20 protein-coding genes are annotated in these 19,654 nt (G+C 53.7%); 5 read left to right on the top strand and 15 right to left on the bottom strand.

From position 1 onward, the window contains the following. Window positions 1-12 precede the first annotated feature (12 nt). Complete coding sequence (metE, locus tag NNO08_RS13485; RefSeq protein ID WP_271456905.1) at window positions 13-2,274, bottom strand: 5-methyltetrahydropteroyltriglutamate--homocysteine S-methyltransferase; 2,262 nt, start codon at window positions 2,272-2,274, stop codon at window positions 13-15. A 235-nt stretch (window positions 2,275-2,509) separates the two neighbouring features. Between metE and metR the strand changes: the two genes are divergently transcribed. Continuing rightward, window positions 2,510-3,463, top strand: a complete 954-nt coding sequence (gene metR / locus NNO08_RS13480) for an HTH-type transcriptional regulator MetR (RefSeq protein WP_271449819.1) — start codon at window positions 2,510-2,512, stop codon at window positions 3,461-3,463. Here the strand turns inward: metR and NNO08_RS13475 are convergent. The 3 genes from NNO08_RS13475 to pldB all read right to left on the bottom strand — a co-directional run bounded on the left by NNO08_RS13475 (window position 3,351) and on the right by pldB (window position 6,163). Then, on the bottom strand, window positions 3,351-4,250 hold the full coding sequence (locus NNO08_RS13475) for a carboxylate/amino acid/amine transporter (RefSeq protein WP_271456904.1): 900 nt from the start codon (window positions 4,248-4,250) through the stop codon (window positions 3,351-3,353). The genes metR and NNO08_RS13475 overlap by 113 nt on opposite strands. An 80-nt stretch (window positions 4,251-4,330) precedes the next feature. After that, a complete protein-coding gene (yigL, locus tag NNO08_RS13470; protein ID WP_271456903.1) occupies window positions 4,331-5,131 on the bottom strand; it encodes a sugar/pyridoxal phosphate phosphatase YigL in 801 nt (266 codons plus the stop codon). A 15-nt stretch (window positions 5,132-5,146) separates the two neighbouring features. Beyond that, window positions 5,147-6,163: a lysophospholipase L2 gene (pldB, locus tag NNO08_RS13465; RefSeq protein ID WP_271441020.1), complete on the bottom strand. Its 1,017-nt coding sequence runs from the start codon at window positions 6,161-6,163 to the stop codon at window positions 5,147-5,149. 110 nt (window positions 6,164-6,273) lie between these two features. Between pldB and rhtB the strand changes: the two genes are divergently transcribed. After that, on the top strand, window positions 6,274-6,894 hold the full coding sequence (gene rhtB / locus NNO08_RS13460; RefSeq protein ID WP_271456902.1) for a homoserine/homoserine lactone efflux protein: 621 nt from the start codon (window positions 6,274-6,276) through the stop codon (window positions 6,892-6,894). A 45-nt stretch (window positions 6,895-6,939) separates the two neighbouring features. Here the strand turns inward: rhtB and rhtC are convergent, their stop codons facing one another. The 3 genes from rhtC to pldA all read right to left on the bottom strand — a co-directional run bounded on the left by rhtC (window position 6,940) and on the right by pldA (window position 10,410). Beyond that, on the bottom strand, window positions 6,940-7,560 hold the full coding sequence (gene rhtC / locus NNO08_RS13455; RefSeq protein ID WP_003828942.1) for a threonine export protein RhtC: 621 nt from the start codon (window positions 7,558-7,560) through the stop codon (window positions 6,940-6,942). A gap of 63 nt (window positions 7,561-7,623) precedes the next feature. Further along, window positions 7,624-9,453: an ATP-dependent DNA helicase RecQ gene (gene recQ, locus NNO08_RS13450; protein WP_271441016.1), complete on the bottom strand. Its 1,830-nt coding sequence runs from the start codon at window positions 9,451-9,453 to the stop codon at window positions 7,624-7,626. A gap of 87 nt (window positions 9,454-9,540) precedes the next feature. Next, entirely contained in the window at window positions 9,541-10,410 is an 870-nt protein-coding gene (gene pldA, locus NNO08_RS13445) for a phospholipase A (RefSeq protein ID WP_137383162.1), read from the bottom strand. 165 nt (window positions 10,411-10,575) lie between these two features. Here pldA and yigI point away from each other — a divergent pair, with 165 nt between their 5' ends. Continuing rightward, window positions 10,576-11,043 (top strand): acyl-CoA thioesterase YigI, encoded by a 468-nt coding sequence (gene yigI, locus NNO08_RS13440; RefSeq protein WP_271441014.1) that lies wholly within the window; start codon window positions 10,576-10,578, stop codon window positions 11,041-11,043. A 51-nt stretch (window positions 11,044-11,094) separates the two neighbouring features. Further along, on the top strand, window positions 11,095-11,988 hold the full coding sequence (gene rarD / locus NNO08_RS13435; RefSeq protein WP_271456901.1) for an EamA family transporter RarD: 894 nt from the start codon (window positions 11,095-11,097) through the stop codon (window positions 11,986-11,988). Between the two features lie 88 nt (window positions 11,989-12,076). On the opposite strand, the gene corA is transcribed toward rarD, so the two are convergent. From corA to lptM, 8 genes are all read right to left on the bottom strand, one after another. Further along, window positions 12,077-13,027: a magnesium/cobalt transporter CorA gene (gene corA / locus NNO08_RS13430; protein WP_003017920.1), complete on the bottom strand. Its 951-nt coding sequence runs from the start codon at window positions 13,025-13,027 to the stop codon at window positions 12,077-12,079. Window positions 13,028-13,181: 154 nt separating this feature from the next. Beyond that, the gene (ysgD, locus tag NNO08_RS13425; protein WP_212723238.1) at window positions 13,182-13,238 is read right to left on the bottom strand and encodes a YsgD/CorL family protein; all 57 of its coding nucleotides are present in this window, start codon (window positions 13,236-13,238) and stop codon (window positions 13,182-13,184) included. Window positions 13,239-13,502: 264 nt separating this feature from the next. Then, window positions 13,503-15,665 carry a DNA helicase II gene (gene uvrD / locus NNO08_RS13420; RefSeq protein ID WP_271456900.1) on the bottom strand — a complete coding sequence of 721 codons (2,163 nt, stop codon included), beginning with the start codon at window positions 15,663-15,665 and terminating at the stop codon, window positions 13,503-13,505. An 88-nt stretch (window positions 15,666-15,753) separates the two neighbouring features. Next, window positions 15,754-16,470, bottom strand: a complete 717-nt coding sequence (yigB, locus tag NNO08_RS13415) for a 5-amino-6-(5-phospho-D-ribitylamino)uracil phosphatase YigB (protein ID WP_271456899.1) — start codon at window positions 16,468-16,470, stop codon at window positions 15,754-15,756. Then, entirely contained in the window at window positions 16,470-17,372 is a 903-nt protein-coding gene (gene xerC, locus NNO08_RS13410) for a tyrosine recombinase XerC (protein ID WP_271441010.1), read from the bottom strand. Before xerC ends, yigB begins: the two co-directional genes overlap by 1 nt. Next, on the bottom strand, window positions 17,369-18,076 hold the full coding sequence (locus tag NNO08_RS13405) for a DUF484 domain-containing protein (protein ID WP_271441009.1): 708 nt from the start codon (window positions 18,074-18,076) through the stop codon (window positions 17,369-17,371). Before NNO08_RS13405 ends, xerC begins: the two co-directional genes overlap by 4 nt. After that, entirely contained in the window at window positions 18,073-18,897 is an 825-nt protein-coding gene (dapF, locus tag NNO08_RS13400; protein ID WP_040230073.1) for a diaminopimelate epimerase, read from the bottom strand. Before dapF ends, NNO08_RS13405 begins: the two co-directional genes overlap by 4 nt. Window positions 18,898-18,933: 36 nt before the next feature. After that, window positions 18,934-19,137 carry an LPS translocon maturation chaperone LptM gene (lptM, locus tag NNO08_RS13395; RefSeq protein ID WP_005133315.1) on the bottom strand — a complete coding sequence of 68 codons (204 nt, stop codon included), beginning with the start codon at window positions 19,135-19,137 and terminating at the stop codon, window positions 18,934-18,936. 137 nt (window positions 19,138-19,274) lie between these two features. Here lptM and cyaY point away from each other — a divergent pair, with 137 nt between their 5' ends. Then, on the top strand, window positions 19,275-19,595 hold the full coding sequence (gene cyaY / locus NNO08_RS13390) for an iron donor protein CyaY (RefSeq protein WP_271456898.1): 321 nt from the start codon (window positions 19,275-19,277) through the stop codon (window positions 19,593-19,595). Window positions 19,596-19,654 lie beyond the last annotated feature (59 nt).

The raw sequence follows: 19,654 nt of genomic DNA, 5'->3' as shown, positions 1-19,654 counted from the left end.
GCCTACGTTGCGTTAAGCCTGACGCAGATTCTGCGCAGCTTTGACCATGTTAGCCAGCGCTGCCCGAGTTTCCGGCCAGCCGCGCGTTTTCAGGCCACAGTCCGGGTTCACCCACAGACGCTCAGCCGGAATACGCTGTTCCGCTTTCTTCAGCAGGGCTTCAATCCACTCTACACTCGGGACGTTCGGTGAGTGAATATCATAAACGCCCGGCCCGATTTCGTTCGGGTAATCAAACTCTTCAAACGACTCCAGTAACTCCATGTCGGAACGCGAGGTTTCAATGGTGATCACGTCCGCATCCAGCGCAGCAATGGAATCCATGATGTCGTTAAACTCGCAGTAACACATATGGGTGTGGATCTGAGTTTCATCCCTCGCCACCGCTGCGTTGATGCGGAAGGCTTCCACGCCCCATTCCAGATATGCCGCCCAGTCACTGCGACGCAGCGGCAGGCCTTCACGCAGTGCAGGTTCATCAATCTGAATAATACCGATACCCGCCGCTTCCAGATCTGCCACTTCATCACGCAGCGCCAACGCAATCTGTTTCGCGATCGTTTCACGGGTCACATCTTCACGCGGGAACGACCAGCAAAGAATGGTCACCGGTCCGGTCAGCATGCCTTTAACCGGTTTGTCAGTCAGCGACTGCGCGTATTTAGCCCACTCAACGGTAATCGCTTCCGGGCGGCTGACGTCGCCAATCACCACCGGCGGTTTCACGCAGCGTGAGCCGTAGCTCTGCACCCAACCATTCTGGGTAAAGACGAAGCCGTCCAGATGTTCGCCAAAGTATTCGACCATGTCGTTACGTTCAGCTTCACCGTGTACCAGTACGTCGAGGCCCAGACGTTCCTGCTCAACAATCGCCTGTTTGATATGTTCTGCGATCCCTGTACGGTAGTTGCCTGCATCCAGGTTGCCCTTTTTGAAGTCCAGGCGCAGACCGCGAATCTCCGTGGTTTGCGGGAATGAGCCGATAGTGGTGGTCGGCCATGCTGGCAGATTAAAGCGGGCACGTTGCGCCTCGGCGCGAACCGGGTAAGCGTTGGCGCGTTGGCTGTCCTGGGCGGTGATCGCCGCCAGACGTTTTTCCACTGCGGCGTTGTGTACACGGGTGGAGTGGCGACGCGCCTGAATCGGTGCGCTCCATTCAACCAGCGCCGCGGTATCACCGCTGTTCAGCGCATCACGCAGTAGCGCCAGCTCTCCGCATTTTTGCAGCGCGAAGGCAAACCAACTCTTCACTTCGGCATCCAGACGGGTTTCAACACTCAGGTCAATTGGGCTGTGCAGCAGAGAACATGAAGACGCCACCCACAGCGAGCGTTTCCCGGCGATATCTTTAATTTGCGCGTATTTTTCGCTGAGATCGGCGCGCCAGACATTACGACCATTTACCAGACCCGCTGACAGCAGCCAGTCGGCAGGCAGACGTTTGTGCAGCTCGGCGACATCATCTTTGCCATGGACCAGGTCAACATGCAGACCCTGCACCGGCAGCACGGTAATGGTCTCCAGGTTTGGCGTTACGCCTTCGAAGTAGGTGGTCAGCAGCAACTTCACCTGGCCCTGCAGGGCGTCATAAGCCGGTTTAAAGGCATTCAACCACACTTGCGGCAGCTCCAGTACCAGAGCAGGTTCATCAATCTGCACCCACTCAATACCGCGTTTCGCCAGCTCAGCCAGCACCTGCTGGTAAACCGGCAGAATGTCGTTGAGCAGGCTCAGGCGGTCAAACTGTTCGCCCTTCACTTTCCCCAGCCAGAGGTAAGTTACCGGGCCAAGCAGTACGGGTTTTACCTTGTGACCGAGCGCCAGCGCTTCGTCCACTTCATCCAGCAGTTGGGTCCAGGTCAGTTTGAACTGCTGACCTTTGGTGAACTCCGGCACCATGTAGTGATAGTTGGTATTAAACCATTTGGTCATTTCTGCCGCCGCCGCCGGTTCACCCGTCGGTGCACGGCCACGGCCAATACGGAATAAGGTATCGATATCGACGGAGCCATCTTTATTTTGATGGCGAACCGGGACGTTGCCGAGCAGCAGGCTGGTGGTCAGGACGTGATCGTACCAGGCAAAATCACCCACCGGCAGCAGGTCTATACCCGCCTGTTTCTGCTGATCCCAGTGGCGGGCACGCAGCTCGCGGCCAACGGTCAGCAAATCTTCACGGGAAGAATTACCCGCCCAGTAACTTTCTTGCGCTTTTTTCAACTCGCGACGCAGGCCAACGCGAGGAAAACCGAGGGTGTGATTCAATATTGTCATTTTTCTTCCTCTAATTATATGTAAATCCTATGGATTTTGAATTTAGGGAAGGCGGCAAGTTTGTTCATCCCCGGGAGCTTACTGAAGTAAGAGACCGGGGTGGAGAAACGCAGCCAACGCACCATAAATTTAAAAGACGAAGGATTTTAGCCGTCCAGATGTTTACACATCCATATTTGCCAGTTACTGTATATTCCTCAAGCGCAATTTGTTCATGCCGAAGTGAAGGACTTTCATGATCGAGATTAAACACCTGAAAACGCTCCAGGCGTTGCGGAACAGTGGCTCTCTGGCAGCAGCAGCGGCCACGTTGCATCAGACGCAATCCGCCCTTTCTCACCAGTTCAGCGATCTGGAGCAGCGCCTTGGCTTTCGGCTTTTTGTCCGCAAGAGCCAGCCTTTGCGTTTTACGCCACAGGGTGAAATTCTGCTCCAGTTGGCAAACCAGGTATTGCCGCAAATAGGTCGCGCGCTGCAGGCATGCAACGAACCGCAGCAAACCCGATTACGTATCGCTATCGAATGCCACAGTTGCATTCAGTGGCTGACGCCCGCGTTGGAGAATTTTCGTGCCAACTGGCCGCAGGTGGAGATGGATTTTAAATCCGGTGTGACCTTCGATCCGCAACCGGCGCTACAGCAGGATGAGCTGGATCTGGTGATGACATCCGACATTCTGCCGCGCAGCGGATTGCACTACTCACCGATGTTCGATTTTGAAGTACGCCTGATCCTGGCCCCCGACCATCCGCTGGCCAGCAAAACGCAAATCACGCCGGAAGATTTGGCCAGCGAAACTCTGCTTATTTATCCGGTGCAGCGTAGTCGGTTGGATGTCTGGCGGCATTTCCTGCAGCCCGCAGGCATCAGTCCGTCGCTGAAGAGTGTGGATAACACACTGCTGCTGATTCAGATGGTTGCCGCAAAAATGGGTATCGCGGCTTTGCCGCACTGGGTAGTAGAGAGTTTTGAACGCCAGGGTCTGGTCGTAACCAAAACCCTGGGCGATGGGTTGTGGAGCCGACTGTACGCCGCCGTTCGCGACGGAGAACAGCGCCAGCCGGTAACAGAAGCGTTTATTCGTTCAGCGCGGAATCACGCCTGTGACCACCTGCCGTTTGTGCGGAGTGCGGAACGACCCACTTACGATGTACCCACAGTGAAGCCACTATCACAGCCGCGCCAATGATAAAGCTTGGCCAGTGCGGTTGTTGGTGCCAGATAGCCAGATTGACCAGCAGCCCCGCCGGCACATGCATATTGTTCATAATGCCCAACGTACCGGCATCCACCTGGGTCGCGCCGTAGTTCCACATAAAGTAACCAATGCCGGACGCCGCCACGCCAAGAAACACCAGAATTCCCCACTGTAGCGGGGTTGCAGGCATTTTCTGAGCATTGCCCAGCATGAACCAGGCCACGACCGCCACCATAAAGGCGCCCATGTAAAACCAGGCAAAGGCGTTGTGTTGTGGCATCGGGCGCGTTTCCATCAGGCGTTTGTAACCCACCATACCGATGGCAAAGCTAATGTTAGAAAGCTGTACCAGCAGCAGGCCGGTCCAGAAGTGGCTGGTCACCTGATCGTAACGGATAATCCCTGCGCCAATTACCGCCAGTAGTGCGCTGAACGCATAGTTCCAACGTAAACGGCGCCCGCTCATCAGGTCATAAATTAGCGTAATGTACAACGGCGTCAGAACGGTAAAGAGCAGCAATTCTGAAACCGTCAGATACAGATAGGCGTGAAAACTCAGCATATACATAATGCCAAGCTGCATGGCTCCCACCAGCATATACAGCGCGATTGTTTTTACGCTGTGCCCACGGGTACGCAAAAACGGTAAAAACACCAGAGCCGCCAGCCCAACGCGCACCAGCACCGCAAAATAGCTATCGACATGACCGGCAAGGTACTCGCCAAACAGGCTGAAGGAAAAGGCCCACAGAATTGTGGTAATGATGAGTAACGCCACAATGGATGTCTCTTAACAAAAGGTACACCCATTGTAGCGAAGAATAAGGTTGACAACTGGTCAACTAACGACCAACAACGTTACTGCAGAAAAAGCTCACGCAGATAATGCGGCACGGCATCGTCGGCATTGAGGCCAATCACGTCCAGTTTCGGATGCAGATCCTTCAGGCGTTGATGCGCGTTACCCATGATACAGCCTTTGCCTGCCATGGAGAGCATTTCCGCGTCGTTCATACCGTCGCCGAAGGCGATACAGTCCTTCAGGCTATAGCCCATCGCTTTCGCCACAGCTTCCAGCGCATGGCCTTTCGACACGCCACCTGCCATCACTTCCAGACACGTCAGTGTGGAGAAACTGACGTTCACGCGATCGCCCCAGCGGGCGTTAATCGCCTGTTCCAGCGGCAGCAACCTTTCGTGAGAATCGGTGGTGAAAAACACTTTGCTAACGCCTTCCGGCTCCAGCAGTGCAGGTTCAAACAGTGAATAATTGAATACCGCCTCTTTAAAGAAACGCATTTCTTCCGGGCGGTGGCGGTTCATGAACCACTCATCATCGCGGTAAACATTCGTCACGATATCCGGGTTGGCGTTCACAACGCCAAACAGATCGCTGGCAATGTCGCGATCCAGGTTGTGGGAAAACACCAGATTTCCGTCAGGATCGTGCACGCGGGCACCGTTGGACGTGATCATGTAGGTTTTAATGCCGAGGTTATCGCGAATTTGCCCCACATCAACATGATGACGACCGGTGGCAAACACGAAGTGAACACCGCGAGCCGTCAGAAGTTTCAGCGTCTCTTTGGCATAAGGGGACAAAGTATGGTCGGGAGAAAGCAGCGTACCGTCTAAATCAGACGCAACAACCTGATACATAAGAAAATTAAACCTCTAGGAAAAGCGAGTTCCGCTGGATGAGTTATGCCTGTTGAAAAAATCAACAATGGCGTTAAGCGCGACTGAGCGCATTGCGTCCTTTTCGAAAAGGATCTCATGGTACGCGCCTTTTATGACAAGCGGCTGACCTCCTTCTACCGGATGGCCTGCTGCAGCGCGGAGTTCACAAAAACGATCGTGCATGCGGTTATCCACCACACGCTCTTCTTCGGCCTGAATAAGCAGCGCTGGCGTTGCGTCATCACCCGCTCCGGCCAGAACCTGTTCGCCCGCCTGAATGCCTTCACGCACCCAGTGATAGGTAGGGCCACCCACACGTAACCGTGGATCATCTGCGTAGAAGCGTAGGTTACGCCGATAGCGCTGTCGACTATGGGTGAGCGCATTCATACCGAATGGCAGCGCCCGCCAGCGGCCGGTCCCCATCGCATAGCCTTCACGGATGCGTGGATGCCCTTCGGCCCAGTCAAGAATGTGGCGCACCATCCAGTCGGGAAAACGCATCACGATACCAAACATGGGCGCACAAAGCGCAATGGCATCACATTGATTGGGATGGCGCTGCAGGAACAAGGTGGCAATAGCGCCGCCCATGGAATGCGCCAGTATATAGCGTTTTCGCCACGGGCCAGGCTGTACTTCCTGCTGCCAGAAGGCGGCTAAATCATCGACGTAGTCATTAAAGTTATCGACATGACCACGATGCGGGTCCGATAACATCCGCCCGGAACGCCCCTGACCACGGTGATCGATAATGAGTACGTCAAAACCAGAATGAAACAGGTCATACGCCAGCTCAGCGTATTTCACATAGCTTTCAATGCGCCCGGGACAGACAACGATGACGCGATCGTTTTTTTCGGCACGAAAGCGAACAAAATGTACGGGAACATCATCTACACCCGTAAACTCCGCTTCCTCCCGTTGCTGCCAGAAATCTGTCAGTGGACCCATGGAAAAAGCGGCAAACGCGTTTTCTCTTGTTTCCCAGTCTTTTTGCTGCTGAAACATCGGGTATCCAGCCTCGCTGACCAAGTAAAATCGTTTTTTTCGCCGCGCCTGATACAACGCAACGGCAGTAGCGTATTGTGGCATAAAAATAGACAATCCGGGAGTTTCTCATGACCTTTGAATGGTGGTTCGCCTACCTGCTGACCTCTATTATTTTGAGCTTGTCTCCGGGCTCTGGCGCAATCAATACCATGACAACCGCCATCAGCCACGGCTATCGTGGCGCCAGCGCCTCTATTGCCGGTTTGCAGACCGGGCTTGGCATTCATATCGTACTGGTTGGTGTTGGGCTGGGGACACTGTTCTCACGTTCAGTCATCGCGTTTGAAGTACTGAAGTGGGCGGGAGCGGCCTATTTGATTTGGTTGGGTATTCAGCAATGGCGGGCAGCGGGCGCTATCGTTCTGAACACCATGGCGAACACGCAAACACGCAGCCGCCTGTTCAAAAGGGCGGTTTTCGTTAACCTGACCAACCCTAAAAGCATTGTTTTTCTTGCCGCCCTGTTCCCACAGTTCATCATGCCGCAAGAACCTCAGGTCATGCAGTATGTGGTGCTTGGTATCACCACCATTGTTGTCGATATCATTGTGATGATCGGTTACGCGACGCTGGCCACCCGCATTGCAGGCTGGATTAAGGGGCCAAAGCAAATGAAGGCGCTGAACAAAGTGTTTGGTTCACTGTTTATGCTGATAGGTGCCCTGCTGGCGTCAGCACGGCATGCCTGAGATCAGTGCCGGATGACGCTACCGCTTATCCGGCCTGCAGGTAAATTAACGCGAAATAATCAGGTGAATACCGAAGCCTGCGAACAGCGCACCGGCAAAACCATCGATCCACTTCGCCAGACGCTGATAACCACGACGCATTTTCGGCAGTGCAAACAGGCTGGCGACCACGGTAAACCACGCCAGCGTTTCCACGATGATCAGGGCAAAGATCCCCCAGCGCGCGCCCGTTCCTACGTTATCGCCAACGAACAATGAGAACACGGAGCCAAAGTAGATAATGGCTTTAGGGTTCGCCAGGTTGGTGAGCAGACCTTTTAAAAAGCTGCGTCCGCTCTGCGCCAGCTCAACTTGCGGAGTGGGAGCAGCAACGTCCTGTTTTTTAAACGCGCCGCGCAGCATCTGGTAGCCCATCCAACACAGATACAGCCCCCCGCCGACCATAATAATGGTATGCAGCCAGGCCATTTTTTCGATAATCAGGTGTAAACCGAGCAGTGCCACGCCAGCCCATACCATGACGCCACAGGTAATACCCAGCACACCCATCATCGCTTCTTTACGCGAACGGCTCACAGCCGTTTGAGAGACAAAGAAAAAATCGGGACCGGGACTCATCAGTGCAACGATATGCACCAACGCAACGGTGAAAAATAGCGTTAACATAAAAATGACTCGCGGGGGAATAGTTCAGTGAGTCACCATCCTGGCACTTTTTTGCCCGGCTGACTACTCTTCGTCGTCGCCATCAACGTGCGCACGAATAAGCGCCATAAACTCTTTGCCGAAACGCTCAAGTTTACGCATGCCCACGCCGTTGACGCTTAACATTTCGCTCGGAGAAACCGGCATCTGCTCGGCCATTTCTATCAGCGTCGCATCATTGAAAACCACGTACGGCGGGATATTTTCTTCATCGGCAATCGCTTTACGCAGCTTACGCAATTTGGCGAAGAGCTTGCGGTCGTAGTTGCCGCCGAAGGATTTCTGCATCGCACGCGGTTTCAGCGCCACGATACGCGGCACGGCAAGCTGTAACGAGATTTCGCCACGCAGAACCGGTCGTGCGGCTTCGGTTAACTGTAACGCAGAGTGATGGGCAATATTCTGCGTCACCAGACCAAGGTGAATCAATTGGCGGATCACACTCACCCAATGTTCATGGCTCTGTTCACGACCAATGCCATAGACCGGCAGCTTGTCATGAGCCAGCTCGCGAATACGTTGGTTATTGGCTCCGCGTAAGACTTCCACGACATACCCCATACCAAAGCGTTGGTTGACGCGGTAGATTGTCGACAGCGCCTTACGCGCATCCATTAAACCATCGTACTGTTTTGGCGGATCGAGACAAATATCGCAGTTGCCGCACGGCTCCTGACGTCCTTCACCAAAATAATTCAGCAATACCAGACGACGACAGGTTTGCGCCTCGGCAAACGCTCCCATCGCATTGAGTTTATGCCGTTCAATATCCAGTAACTGCCCGGCTGGTTTCTCTTCCAGGCAACGCCGTAACCATGCCATATCAGCGGGATCGTAAAACAGCATCGCTTCCGCAGGCAGGCCATCGCGCCCGGCACGACCGGTTTCCTGGTAATAGGATTCGATGTTACGCGGGATATCAAAATGCACCACAAAGCGTACGTTAGGTTTGTTGATTCCCATCCCGAACGCTACGGTCGCCACCACGATTTGCAGGTCATCGCGTTGGAATTTTTCCTGCACCTCGGCACGTACACTGTTTTCCAGTCCAGCATGATAGGCACCCGCGCTGATGCCACGACTTTGCAGACGCGCTGCGGTGTCTTCGACCTTCGCGCGGCTGTTACAGTAAATAATGCCGGACTTGCCGCGCTGTTCTTGTACATAGCGCATCAGTTGATCGAGCGGCTTAAACTTCTCCATCAACATGTAGCGGATGTTCGGTCGGTCAAAACTGCTGATCTGAATGAGCGGATCGTTCAACCCTAGCAAGCGCACAATATCCAGGCGAGTGGTGTCATCAGCAGTCGCGGTCAGCGCCACGAACGGCAGCGTCGGGAAACGCTGACGCAATTGACCCAACGCGGCGTATTCAGGGCGGAAATCGTGCCCCCATTGTGAGATGCAGTGTGCTTCATCAACGGCCAGCAATACCGGATTCCAGTGCGCCAGATGTTCGAGGAAGTTATCCAGCATCAAACGTTCGGGCGCAATGTACAGCAACCGAATTTGCCCGCTGCGACAGCCAGCCATGACCTCAAGCTGCTGTTCACGACTTTGGGTAGAGTTCAGACACGCCGCCGCCACACCGTTTGCTAATAATTGGTCGACCTGATCTTTCATCAGGGAAATAAGCGGCGAGACAACAACGGTGAGTCCGTTCAGCAATAATGCGGGGATTTGATAGCACAGGGATTTACCACCACCGGTCGGCATGACGACCAGGCAGTCGCGACCAGAGAGCACAGTATCGATGATTTCTTCCTGACCAGGGCGAAACTGTTGGTAGCCAAAGGTTTCCTGCAAAACCTGTTTAGCGCCCATTTCCAGATTCAACACTTCCGCCTGCGCCACATTAACCCCATTAGCCTTAAAGAAAAACAGGCGCTATTTTCAGCGCCTGAGAGAGAAACTGCAATGATTAAAATGCTATCAAACCTATCAGAAGATATCGTTAAGCATCACACCCACACCCACACGCGTCTGATTGAAATTGTAGTCGATCAGCGATTCGCCGTAGCCGCTATAGACCTGGGTGTAAAAGCGAACATGCTTAGTGATTGGGTAACTCGCACCGATTTCAGCACCACCGTAACCGGTATTCCAGTTGTACTGGCCTTTCACGCTGATGACGGCATCACCGAGGTGATAACCCATTTTAAGCTGGTAGTAGCCCATGTATTTGGTGATGTCGGGGTTATCGTCGGTGCTACCGATGACGTACCACGGTTTAACCTCCACCAGCCAGTTGCCATTTTCAGCCATCAGACGAGTGTACAGACGGTTCCAGCTGCGCGAGGTGGGATCGGATCGCCCATTTGAATCATGGTTATAGCCCATTTCGACATCACGTAGCGTCCAGCCAGCAAAGCGATAATCCGTGGCGAAACCCAGAAACAGCTGCGGCTCGTAGTTAGTTTCACGAAACGGAGAAGACTCTTCACTATTAGAAAGCTGCCACCAGGATTTCTGAGTATATGAACCACCGAGCACTGAATTCGGACCCAAAATCCCGCGCCAAAGCGGAAATGCCAGGCTTAGCTGAAACTTAACCTCATCTTTGCGCGCATTATCCGACCAGTTATAGCTGCTGATCGCCTCTTTGTTCATGTCGCTGGTATTGGTGTAGATGAGATAGTTGGTGTCATAGGGGTACAGCGTGAAAGGATTATCGTGTTCTTGCAGCATATTGGCGATAATACTGCCTCTCACTGCTGGTGCATCATGAATCTCTTTCACTGTCGCTTCCTGCGCATACGCGGTCAACGGCAGCATGACTGCTGGTAGTAACCAACCCAGAATCGCCCGCATCGGTAGTGTTCTCCTGAACCAAAATATTGATGAATTGTATAATTATCTGCCAAGTATTCTACATACTTAGCTAGTTCCTCGTTAGTTATCCCGTCCTAAAGTAGAAAACAACAAATAATAAGCATAATATCAACATTTCATTAACCAATAAGGTATCGGGATCGTATGTCTGCTGTTCTTACTGCTGAGCAAGCCCTTAAATTAGTGGGTGAAATGTTTGTCTATCATATGCCGTTTAATCGGGCATTGGGGCTGGAACTGGAACGTTATGAAAAAGAATTTGCGCAATTAGCGTTTAAAAACCAACCGATGATGGTGGGTAACTGGGCACAAAGCATCCTGCACGGCGGGGTGATCGCCTCAGCGCTGGACGTTGCCGCCGGGCTGGTGTGCGTTGGCAGTACGCTAACCCGCCACGAAACCATCAGCGAGGACGAGCTACGCCAGCGCATGTCACGAATGGGCACCATCGATCTGCGCGTTGATTACCTGCGACCAGGCAGAGGAAATCGCTTTACGGCCACCAGCAGTCTGCTGCGAGCAGGCAATAAAGTGGCAGTCGCGAGGGTGGAACTGCACAACGAAGAACAGCTTTATATCGCCAGTGCAACTGCCACTTATATGGTGGGGTAAGCGCCTGAAAAAAGGTAAACTACGGTTACTTTTCTGCAATGAGTTCTCCCAATGGATGCTAAACAAACGCGGCAGGGCGTGTTACTCGCTCTTGCTGCCTATTTTATTTGGGGTATCGCTCCCGCCTACTTCAAACTGATTTACTACGTCCCAGCGGATGAGATCCTGACGCACCGCGTCATCTGGTCATTTTTCTTTATGGTGGCGCTGATGAGCGTTAGTCGCCAATGGTCAGGTGTCAAAACGCTGCTGCAAACGCCAAAGAAGATTTTTCTGCTGGCGCTCTCGGCGGTCCTAATCGGCGGAAACTGGCTGCTCTTTATCTGGGCGGTCAATAACCACCATATGCTGGAAGCCAGCCTCGGTTACTTTATTAACCCACTGGTAAATATCGTGTTGGGGATGATTTTCCTCGGAGAACGCTTCCGCCGTATGCAGTGGCTGGCAGTACTGTTAGCCGCCTGCGGCGTACTGGTACAGCTGTGGACCTTTGGATCGCTGCCAATAATCGCCTTGGGACTGGCGTTCAGCTTTGCTTTTTATGGTCTGGTACGCAAGAAAATCGCTGTCGAAGCACAAACCGGCATGCTGATCGAAACTCTGTGGCTCTTGCCCATTGCGGCCATCTATCTGTTTGGTATCGCAGACAGCCCGACCAGCCATATGGGTCAGAACCCCATGTCACTGAATCTGCTACTGATTGCTGCGGGTGTCGTGACCACTATCCCACTGCTGTGCTTTACCGGTGCGGCAACCCGTTTACGTCTGTCCACGCTGGGCTTTTTCCAGTATATCGGGCCAACGCTGATGTTCCTGCTGGCGGTAACGTTCTACGGTGAAGTGCCGGGAGCGGATAAAATGGTCACTTTCGCCTTTATCTGGGTGGCGCTGGCAATTTTCGTGATGGATGCAATTTATACGCAAAGACGGGTACGTCGGAGCTGAAGAAATACCGGATGGCGGCTATGCCTTATCCGGCCTACGGAGAATCACTTTTGTAGGCCGGATAAGCGAAGCGCCATCCGGCATATCATTACAGCCAGTTCTTGCGCTTAAAGTACAGATACGGCGCCAGACCTGCGAGCATCATAAAGACAATCGCGCCAGGATAACCGAAGCTCCAGTGCAGCTCAGGCATAAACTCAAAGTTCATGCCATAGCTGGAAGCGACCAGCGTCGGCGGCAGGAACACGACAGAAACCACCGAGAAGATCTTGATGATGCGGTTCTGCTCGATGTTGATAAAGCCCATCGCCGCCTGCATCAGGAAGTTAACTTTCTGGAACAGTGATTCGTTGTGCGGCAACAGGGACTCGATATCGCGCAGGATCTCACGCGCCTGCTCCAGCTGACTACCCGGCAGACGCGCTTTGCGCACCAGGAAGTTCAGTGCGCGCTGGGTATCCATCAGACACAGACGTACCTTCCAGCCGATATCTTCCAGCTCCGCCAGCGTGGACAGCGCTTCGTCGTACTCATCACCCTGACGCCCTTCCATGATCACACGGCTGAGTTTTTCCAGATCGCTATAGATGTTTTCTATTTCATCCGCCAGCTGTTCAATTTTGGTTTCGAACAGATCGAGCAGCAGCTCGTAGGCGTTGCCATCCACCATCGCCTGATTACGCGCACGCATGCGGTACAGGCGGAAAGCCGGCAGTTCGCGCTCGCGCAGAGTAAACAGGCGACCTTCGCGAATGGTAAATGCGACGGTTGAGTTGCCCGCGTGATCGTCGGCGTCTTCATAAAAGAAGAAGGAGTGGATGTGCAGACCGTCTTCGTCTTCAAAAAAACGTGCGGATGCTTCGATGTCTTCCAGTTCAGGGCGCGTAGCCAGATTCTGGCCCAAGTCCTTTTGCACACGGTTTCGTTCTTCGTCATCCGGCTCGACTAAATCGACCCAAACCGAACTGGCCAGGTGCTCGATCTCGTCTGCCTCAAGGCGAGTTAAACGATTGTTTTCCAGTTGAAATGCGCTCAGCATGACCGGGACTCCCAATGCAAAAAATTATCGGACAGTTCGGTGGGCACACAGAAACAAATTGGGTTTCAGACCATTAAACAGCCTGACTCAGCGCGACGGGAAAAAACAGAAGGTCGCTGACAACCGCGAAGGCTATCAGCAAAAAGGGATAGCCTTAGGAGTTGATCCTGGATGACAGGATAATGAGCCAGTATCTACTGGGTGTGTCCAAGGCGAATGTCCTCTTAGCGTAATCGTGCGCGCATGTTACGCCAGCAAAATTTTGACGTCAACACGCAACGGATGGCGAAAAAGTAATAATTTCCCCTTATACAGAAAGGTTAGCAGAGGGGAATTATTTATCTATGATTTCAGAATATTAACCGACAGATAGCCGGATGGCGGCTTCGCCTTATCCGGCCTACAAATAAAAATGTACCCGGTCTGTAGGCCGGATAAGGCGCTACAGCGTCGCCATCCGGCAAAGCAGAACCGATCACACCGTTTCCAGTCTGGCGTAGGCCGCCACCAACCATTTAATGCCCTGCCCCTGGAACGCCACCTGCAGGCGACTGTGCTCGCCGCTGCCTTCGAGGTTGACGATGGTGCCTTCACCAAACTTGGCGTGGCGCACGCGCTGGCCGAGCTTATAACCAGTATCGTTCTCCGCCATTGGCGTTCCCATCCGTTGATGGCTGACCGGGCGGCTGACGGTGGCACGCAGGCGAACCTCTTCCACGCACGCTTCCGGCAGTTCGCCGATAAAGCGCGATGGGCGATGGTAAACCTCTTTGCCGTACAGACGGCGCGTTTCGGCATAGGTTAGTGTCAGCTTCTGCATAGCACGGGTGACGCCGACATAGGCCAGACGACGTTCTTCTTCCAGACGACCGCCTTCGTCCAGCGACATCTGGCTGGGGAACATGCCTTCTTCCATCCCGACAATAAAGACCTGCGGGAACTCCAGACCTTTCGCCGAGTGCAGGGTCATCAGTTGGACCGCGTCCTGCCAGGTATCCGCCTGCCCTTCGCCCGCTTCCAGCGCGGCGTGGGAGAGAAACGCCTGCAGCGGCATTAAATCTTCGTCTTCTTCGTTGTAGCTGAACTGGCGCGTTGCCGTGACCAGTTCGTCTAAGTTTTCGATACGTGTCTGGCCTTTCTCGCCCTTTTCCTGCTCGTACATCATGCGCAGGCCAGAGTCTTTCACCACCCGGTCTGTTTGCACATGCAGTGGCATATCGGCCGTTTCCTGCGCCAGGGCATCAATAAGCTCCATAAAACGCTGTAGCGCGCTGGCAGCACGACCGGCAAGGGCTTTTTCCTGTAGCAACTCACGACATGCCTGCCACAGCGTCAGCTGGCGGTCACGCGAGGTCTGGCGCACCACATCCAGTGTACGATCTCCAATACCGCGCGTCGGTGTATTAACCACACGTTCAAATGCGGCATCATCGTTGCGGTTAGCGATCAAACGCAGGTAAGAGAGCGCATCTTTGATTTCCTGGCGTTCGAAGAAGCGCATACCGCCGTAAATACGGTACGGCATGCTGGCTTGTAACAATGCCTCTTCCAGCACACGCGACTGGGCGTTGCTACGGTAGAGAATCGCGCACTGTGCAAGCTGACCGCCGTTGTCCTGCCAGGTCTTGATACGGTTGACCACAAAGCGCGCTTCGTCGAGTTCATTGAACGCGCAGTAAAGCGAAATCGGTTCACCGTCGACGCCATCAGTCCACAGCTTTTTACCCAGACGCCCGTTGTTGTTTTCAATCAGCGCGTTGGCCGCGCTGAGGATGTTGTTGGTCGAACGGTAGTTCTGCTCCAGACGAATGGTCTCTGCGCCGGGGAAATCCGTGAGAAAGCGTTGGATGTTCTCCACCTGCGCGCCGCGCCAGCCGTAAATTGACTGGTCGTCATCACCCACGATCATCACTTTGCCGGTATCGCCCGCCAGCAGACGGATCCACGCGTACTGAATGTTGTTGGTATCCTGGAATTCGTCCACCAGGATATTGGTAAAGCGTTCGCGGTAGTGCTGCAGGATATGCGGCTTGTTGAGCCACAGTTCATGGGCGCGCAGCAGCAGCTCGGCGAAATCCACCAGCCCCGCGCGGTCACACGCCTCCTGGTACGCCTGATAGACTTTCTGCCAGGTTTGCTCAACTGGGTTGCCATAGCTCTGTAAATGGTGCGGGCGCAGCCCTTCGTCTTTCTGGCTGTTGATGAACCACATCGCCTGACGCGGTGGCCACTGCTTCTCATCCAGATTCATTGCTTTGATAAGGCGCTTGAGCAGACGCAACTGGTCTTCGCTGTCGAGGATCTGGAAATCCTGCGGCAGATTCGCATCCATATGGTGCGCACGCAGCAGACGGTGTGCCAGGCCATGGAACGTCCCCACCCACATACCGCCCTGGCTGGTTCCCATGATCTGACCAATACGGTGACGCATTTCCGCCGCCGCTTTGTTGGTAAACGTCACCGCCATAATGGAGTACGGCGAGTTGTTCTCAACCGTCAGTAACCAGGCGATACGGTGCACCAGCACACGCGTTTTACCACTCCCCGCGCCCGCCAGAACCAGCATGTTGCTGCGTGGCGCGGCCACCGCTTCACGCTGTTTGTCATTAAGGCTGTCGAGCAGGTAAGAAACGTCCATTGGCACCGCCACGTAAAAGTAGGTAGGGCGGATAAGCGTAGCGCCATCCGCCAAAAAGCTGGGTATATATACAGAGTTCTGTTGGTGATTATATCAGCGAGGTCAGAGATGCCAACTGTGAAATTTCGATATGCGGCAGCAAACGGCTATCTGCAGTCTGCATCAGGTCGGTATTTTCCGGTTTGATCCAGCAAGCCTGCATACCGCAACGAATGGCACCGGCGACGTCTGTCGTCAGATCATCACCAACATGCAGGATTTCCCCCACAGGCAGATTCAGTTTTTCCGCGGCCAGCGAGTACATATCGCTGAACGGTTTTGATCGCCCATCCGGGCCCGCACGCAGCACAAACTCAAAGTAATCCCCCAGACCAAACAGCTCTGGTTGCGCATTACCGTTGGTGATCGCCACCAGCGGCCATTTGCGAGCCAGGGCCTTTAACGTGTCATGCGTTGTCTGCGGGACGTCAATACGGCTACGCCATTTGGCGAAATTCATCATCGCCGCGTTCGCCCCCATCAGCGCCTCTGCTGTCGACAGCCCAGCTTCCAGCATAGCGCGCTCGACGGCACGATGACGCCAACGGGTAACATCGTGGTAGATTTCCGGCTCAGCGTCGCGCACAACCTGGCGTAAGCGCTGGAGATCGCTATTTTGTAACGCGCGCAGCGCGGGATGGTAATTTTGGACAAAAGCGAGCGCTTCCTGCTCGGTGCGTGTGATAACGGGACGGTTATCGTAAAGGGTGTCATCAAGGTCAAAGGTGAGCGCAGAAATGTGCCCCAAAGGCCGGTAAAAACGCATTATTTCCCCCGTTTGGCGCGTGGATGCGCCGCATCGTACACTGAAGCCAGGTGTTGAAAATCAAGATGGGTATAGATTTGGGTCGTTGAGAGGTTGGCATGTCCCAATAACTCCTGCACACCGCGAAGATCGCCGCTCGACTCCAGCATATGTGTCGCAAAAGAGTGGCGCAATTTGTGGGGATGTACGTGGCTGTTCAGCCCCTGCTTGATACCCCATTCAGCAAAGCGTTTCTGCACGTTCCGCGCAGAGATGCGTTTGCCCAGTTTTGACAGGAACAGCGCATCTTCATCGCTGCCAAACAGTCCGCGCAGATCCAACCAGTGCTCAATCCACGTCACCGCATTGCGGCCAATCGGCAGACGGCGTTCTTTACTGCCCTTGCCCATCACCCACACTTCGCCAGTATCAAGATCGAGATGTTTAATATCCAGCCCAACCAGTTCAGACAGACGCAGCCCTGCGCCGTACATCACTTCTAACATTGCCCGGTCGCGCACTGCGAGGGGATCGTTGAGATCGATATCCAGCAGGCGATTAACATCATCAACATCAATATTTTTAGGTAAATGGCGCGGCGCTTTCGGCGCGGAAACACTTTTTGCCGGATTAGCGTTCAGCTCGCCCTGATTAACCATCCAGTCGAAGAAACTGCGCAGTGCAGACAGGCGCAACGCCAGACTGGCAGGTCCCAGCCCTTTACGGCGACTACGTACGGCAAAACTACGAACCATGAGCGCATCACACTGCTGCCAGCTTTGCAGACCGGTTTCTCCGGCTAACGCAATGATGGCATCAAGCTGACGCTGATAATTTAGCAATGTGATCGGGCTAAGCTGGCGCTCAACGCCCAGATAACGTAAAAAGCGCGTCACATCCTGAGAAAGAGGTGAATCGGTCATACGCGTTCAATCCAACGCTCCAGCAGTTCCGGCAACATCAGCGAAATTTCCTGCAATAACTGCGTGCCCTGCCCCTGCTGGTAATGATTGGCATCACGGCTACTGAACAACATGACACCAAGTGAGCCATCTTGCCCCAACATCGACATTGCCACCGAGCCGATGGCTTTCGCTTCCGGCATCATGATTAACAGTTCCGGGCCGTGGAGTGGTCCAAGGTAGTGCTGTGACTGACCAAGACGCTGAATGCGCAGCGGTTCAAAAGCCTGACGGCTTAATGCCAGATGGGTAAATTTCGAGGGAGCACCAAGTCGCCAGCGATCCGGAAACAGACGAACCGTCGCTCCCGCTAGCCCTAACTCACGCGCCCAGCGATGAAGTCGCATCAGCATGTCATCGAGACTGTTCGCGGACACCAGTCGTCCTTGCAGATTTAATAGTCGATAGAACAGGCTTTCGTTGGCATTCGCTTGTTCCATCAACAACGCCATGTTCTCTTCCAGCACGTTGATATGATTACGTGCCCGAGCCATATGCCATTCAACTAAAGAGACCGTGCCCCGCACCGGGTGCGGGACGCGCATCGCTTCAACCGCTTGAGCATTACGGATAAAAAACTCAGGATTACGTTGCAGATAATCGACGACCGCCCGGTCGTCCAGTTCCATGAGCGTTTCCTGTAGTTCTTCCCCTGGTTGCTTCATAAGTGAATAAATCCGTCGTAGACATGTGCCGCCGGGCCAGTCATATATAACGGATGACCCGGACCTTTCCAGGCGATATCAAGTCGACCGCCCGGTAATTCCACCCTCACTTCATCTGCCAGCAGGCCCTGCTGAATACCGACAGCGACAGCCGCACACGCGCCGCTGCCACAAGCCTGCGTTTCACCTGCGCCACGCTCATAAACACGCAGTCGGATATGCTCACGTTTGACCACTTGCATAAAGCCGATATTGGCGCGCTCAGGGAAGCGTTCATGGCTTTCCAGAACCGGTCCCAGAGTTTCCACCGTGGCCGTATCAACATCATCAACCTGAATCACGCAATGCGGATTCCCCATTGAAACCACGCCGCACAATACTGTCTGCTCAGCCACTCGCATAATATAGGTCTTCTCTGCTTTATTGGCACGAAAAGGGACCTGCGAGGGTTCAAAGTTGGGTTCTCCCATGTTGACCCGCACCAGCTCATCGTCCGTTACGCTTAATACCATGCGGCCATTCGCGGTACTGACACGAATATCACGCTTATTCGTCAACCCTTTCAGGCGCACAAAACGGGCAAAGCAACGAGCGCCATTTCCACACTGCGAGACTTCACTGCCATCAGCATTGAAAATGCGGTAATGGAAATCCAGCTCCGGATCGTAAGGCGGCTCGACGACCAGTAATTGATCGAACCCAACACCCAGATGCCTGTCAGACAAACGACGGATCAGCTCGGGTGAGAAAAAGACATTCTGCGTTACCGCGTCGACGACCATAAAATCGTTGCCAAGGCCATGCATTTTAGAGAATTGCATTGTTTACTCCGTTCACGCGGGTACAGAAACTTACCGTCAGTAATTCACCTGAGAAGGTCCATCACTGATTCCACGATCGTTTTTATCCGGCGTCGTAGATTGTGCTGGCGACTGAATGCTCTTCGTCGGAGGCGGCGCGTTTTTGTCTGCTGGCGGGAAATAGAGAGGTCCCTTCAGACCACAGCCCGTCAGGCTGAACAGTGTAAAAAGTACAGCGAGTGCCTGAAACACGTTTTTCATTATGGATTGCCTGTAAGTTCATGCTTTCTGTTTTCTATCATCGCAGGAGAAGGCGTAAAAGCAAGAGTTTGGCTAAAAACTGCAACGTGATTTATTCCGCGTTATACTGCGACCATCACGAAAAACAGGATAAAAAAATGAACGACAGTGAATTTCATCGCCTTGCCGACACCCTGTGGATGACCATTGAAGAGCGTCTGGACGACTGGGACGGCGACAGCGATATCGATTGTGAGATTAACGGTGGCGTACTGACTATCAGCTTCGAAAATGGCAGCAAAATTATCATTAACCGTCAGGAACCGCTGCACCAGGTATGGTTGGCCACTAAACAGGGCGGTTACCATTTTGACCTGAAAGGCGACGCGTGGATTTGCGACCGCAGCGGCGAAACGTTCTGGGATCTGCTGGAACAGGCTGCTACGCTGCAGGCGGGTGAAGAGGTGAGCTTCCGTTAAGTTTTAGTGCCGGATGCGCTTCGCTTATCCGGCCTACTCTGGCCCGATAAGCGTCATGC

The organism is Citrobacter sp. Igbk 17 (genome assembly GCF_028069775.1).
GTDB lineage: Bacteria > Pseudomonadota > Gammaproteobacteria > Enterobacterales > Enterobacteriaceae > Citrobacter.
Note: the sequence above shows the minus strand (reverse complement) of the source record. Positions and strands in the feature narration are given on the sequence as shown.

Excerpts from the sequence above, each read along its gene's own strand:
- metE (WP_271456905.1), bottom strand. The coding sequence starts at position 2,274 with ATGACAATATTGAATCACACCCTCGGTTTTCCTCGCGTTGGCCTGCGT.
- metR (WP_271449819.1), top strand. The coding sequence starts at position 2,510 with ATGATCGAGATTAAACACCTGAAAACGCTCCAGGCGTTGCGGAACAGT.
- yigL (WP_271456903.1), bottom strand. The coding sequence starts at position 5,131 with ATGTATCAGGTTGTTGCGTCTGATTTAGACGGTACGCTGCTTTCTCCC.
- pldB (WP_271441020.1), bottom strand. The coding sequence starts at position 6,163 with ATGTTTCAGCAGCAAAAAGACTGGGAAACAAGAGAAAACGCGTTTGCC.
- rhtB (WP_271456902.1), top strand. The coding sequence starts at position 6,274 with ATGACCTTTGAATGGTGGTTCGCCTACCTGCTGACCTCTATTATTTTG.
- rhtC (WP_003828942.1), bottom strand. The coding sequence starts at position 7,560 with ATGTTAACGCTATTTTTCACCGTTGCGTTGGTGCATATCGTTGCACTG.
- pldA (WP_137383162.1), bottom strand. The coding sequence starts at position 10,410 with ATGCGGGCGATTCTGGGTTGGTTACTACCAGCAGTCATGCTGCCGTTG.
- yigI (WP_271441014.1), top strand. The coding sequence starts at position 10,576 with ATGTCTGCTGTTCTTACTGCTGAGCAAGCCCTTAAATTAGTGGGTGAA.
- rarD (WP_271456901.1), top strand. The coding sequence starts at position 11,095 with ATGGATGCTAAACAAACGCGGCAGGGCGTGTTACTCGCTCTTGCTGCC.
- corA (WP_003017920.1), bottom strand. The coding sequence starts at position 13,027 with ATGCTGAGCGCATTTCAACTGGAAAACAATCGTTTAACTCGCCTTGAG.
- uvrD (WP_271456900.1), bottom strand. The coding sequence starts at position 15,665 with ATGGACGTTTCTTACCTGCTCGACAGCCTTAATGACAAACAGCGTGAA.
- yigB (WP_271456899.1), bottom strand. The coding sequence starts at position 16,470 with ATGCGTTTTTACCGGCCTTTGGGGCACATTTCTGCGCTCACCTTTGAC.
- xerC (WP_271441010.1), bottom strand. The coding sequence starts at position 17,372 with ATGACCGATTCACCTCTTTCTCAGGATGTGACGCGCTTTTTACGTTAT.
- NNO08_RS13405 (WP_271441009.1), bottom strand. The coding sequence starts at position 18,076 with ATGAAGCAACCAGGGGAAGAACTACAGGAAACGCTCATGGAACTGGAC.
- dapF (WP_040230073.1), bottom strand. The coding sequence starts at position 18,897 with ATGCAATTCTCTAAAATGCATGGCCTTGGCAACGATTTTATGGTCGTC.
- lptM (WP_005133315.1), bottom strand. The coding sequence starts at position 19,137 with ATGAAAAACGTGTTTCAGGCACTCGCTGTACTTTTTACACTGTTCAGC.
- cyaY (WP_271456898.1), top strand. The coding sequence starts at position 19,275 with ATGAACGACAGTGAATTTCATCGCCTTGCCGACACCCTGTGGATGACC.